At 40.5% G+C, this 2289-nt stretch carries 3 protein-coding genes; 2 read left to right on the forward strand and 1 reads right to left on the reverse strand.

What is annotated here, in order from left to right:
* Positions 1 to 529: NUDIX hydrolase (locus WB217_RS02440; protein WP_423990323.1), on the reverse strand; the 529-nt coding region annotated here is incomplete at its 3' end.
* Between the two features lie 76 nt (positions 530 to 605).
* On the opposite strand from WB217_RS02440, the gene mciZ reads away from it, so the two are divergent.
* Both mciZ and WB217_RS02450 read left to right on the forward strand, forming a co-directional pair.
* The gene (gene mciZ / locus WB217_RS02445; RefSeq protein WP_423990325.1) at positions 606 to 752 is read left to right on the forward strand and encodes a Z-ring formation inhibitor MciZ; all 147 of its coding nucleotides are present in this window, start codon (positions 606 to 608) and stop codon (positions 750 to 752) included.
* A gap of 59 nt (positions 753 to 811) precedes the next feature.
* Positions 812 to 1735 (forward strand): aldo/keto reductase, encoded by a 924-nt coding sequence (locus tag WB217_RS02450; RefSeq protein WP_423990327.1) that lies wholly within the window; start codon positions 812 to 814, stop codon positions 1733 to 1735.
* The last annotated feature ends 554 nt before the right edge of the window (positions 1736 to 2289 follow it).

Consider the following 2289-nt stretch of genomic DNA (forward strand, 5'->3'; position numbering starts at 1 on the left):
GCTGTAAATATTGGACTGCATAAGCCGTTTTCGCGTCATATATTTTTTGTTCTTTTATTAACTGAATCGCATCTTCAAGTGTAACCTCTACAAGATTGACGAATTCATCTTCATCTGTAGTGGCAGCGTTCTCTTTTTGCGATAGTCCTGTTGCTTTATATACATGAATGATCTCGTCCGCAAAGCCTGGAGATGTATAGAACGAAATAAGCCATTCCATGTTTACGCATTCATATCCTGTTTCTTCCTCAAGCTCACGGGCAGCACATATCTCTGGTTTTTCACCCTTTTCAAGCTTACCTGCAGGAATTTCGATAATCGTCTTTTCTAATGCCTTGCGATATTGCTCTACCATCACGATTTTATTTTCAGCTGTTACAGGAATTACCGCCACGGCTCCAGGATGCTTGACAATTTCTCTTTTGGAAGTGTTGCCATTCGGCAGCTTCACGTCGTCTACCTGCAGGCTGATCACCTTCCCGGTAAAAATTCGCTCCGTTTTCAACGTTTTCTCTTCAAGCGGTCTCATTATTCCTTCACTCCTGTTCTAATCCGATATCAAATGCTCATACATTTTACCATATTTAATTGAAAGGAGTATCAAGATGAAGATTTACGTTCATGATCATGGCATTACCCTTGCAGGAAAGGCCTGGGAAATAAAGCGCAAACTGAAGGAATACAGCAGGCAGCACAAACTTGTTAAGGACTGGGTGAATACAGTCAATAAAAGCGCCCGCCATCCTGATTAGTTGAACCCACTCCCTTCCTTTCGCTAAAATAGAATCAGCATTAGGAACGGAGTGATTTTTTGAAAAAACGTCAATTAGGGACATCCGATTTGTATGTAAGCGAAATTGGTCTTGGATGCATGTCACTTGGCACTGACCAGCTTAGAGCTGAATCAGTGATTAACGCTGCACTCGAAGAAGGCATAAATTATTTTGACACAGCAGACTTATATGATTTTGGAAAAAATGAAGAAATCGTTGGATTAGCATTAAAAAATGTACGAGATCAAGTCATCATTGCGACTAAGGCTGGAAACCGATGGACTGAAGCAAAAGACAGCTGGACATGGGACCCTTCCAAAGAGTACATCAAGGAAGCCATTAAGCAGAGTTTAAAGCGCCTTAATACTGACTATATCGACCTCTATCAGCTACATGGGGGAACCATTGAGGATAATATTGAGCAAACGATTGAGGCTTTTGAAGAGCTAAAAACTGAGGGCTTTATCAGGCATTATGGAATTTCATCCATCAGGCCGAATGTTATCCGAGAATATATTGACAAATCCAATATCGTTTCTGTGATGATGCAGTATAGTATCCTCGATCGACGACCTGAGGAAGAAGCATTACCACTGCTGCAGGAAAATCGCATTGGCGTTGTCACAAGAGGAACTGTCGCCAAAGGACTGCTTAGTGACTTTATGCTAAATAAAGCCTCTCAATCCATCAAGAAGAACGGCTATCTGGATTACAGTTTCGATGAATTGCAGGAGATGCTGCCTGTGTTAAAAGAAAAACTGGCTTCCTCCAGATCTTTAGCTGATGTTGCTATCCAATATAATCTGGCCCAGCCTGCAGTTGCATCTGTCGTAGCTGGCGCAAGCTCCCCTGAACAAATAAAGGAAAATGCAAGAGCAGCCAATAGCCAGCCTTTGACAGAGGAAGAAATCAAACTGATCAGATCACTGACAAAAGCTAATAAGTATGACCAGCATAGATAATTTTTTCTGAAACTTGAATGAAACTTGAGATTTTTAAATAAAAAGGAATACCTTTCGTGATGAAATGTTCACTTAAGGTGTTCCTTTTATTTTTTTAGCATTGCTGAAGAGTAACGGCCTGGAAAACATATGATTTCTCAGGTGTAATTTTTAATAAAGTTATTGACGTGAAGTTAATTCCGCAGGATTTTGTCGAAATCCCGCAAGATTATCATTGTTTCCGCAAAGAAGCATCCTAATTCCGCGAGATTTTGTCGAAATCCCGCAACTTGGAAATTCCGTTCCTTTTCTTCCAATTCTGTAATCTAATAAACGCCTGGAACAGCATCCCAGGCGCTTTCACTTATCAACCTTATTAAATTTCTCTTAGCAAGCATCAGTATCGTATAACATTTGCATGCAATGCATATACTCCTTTGCCCTTTAGCGCCAGGTGCAATTTATATCTAGATTAAAGCGGCCGCCATTGCAGTGCTTTTTGCTCTAATTCTTTCACGATCGGAGACTTCTCTGCTATATAGGAGTCTATATCATATTCAAACTTTTTGGCTGCC

The organism is Mesobacillus sp., assembly GCF_049588175.1.
Lineage (GTDB): Bacteria > Bacillota > Bacilli > Bacillales > Cytobacillaceae > Mesobacillus.

What these genes read in the sequence shown, in the direction of transcription:
- mciZ (WP_423990325.1), top strand. Translation starts at nt 606, where the DNA reads ATGAAGATTTACGTTCATGATCATGGCATTACCCTTGCAGGAAAGGCC.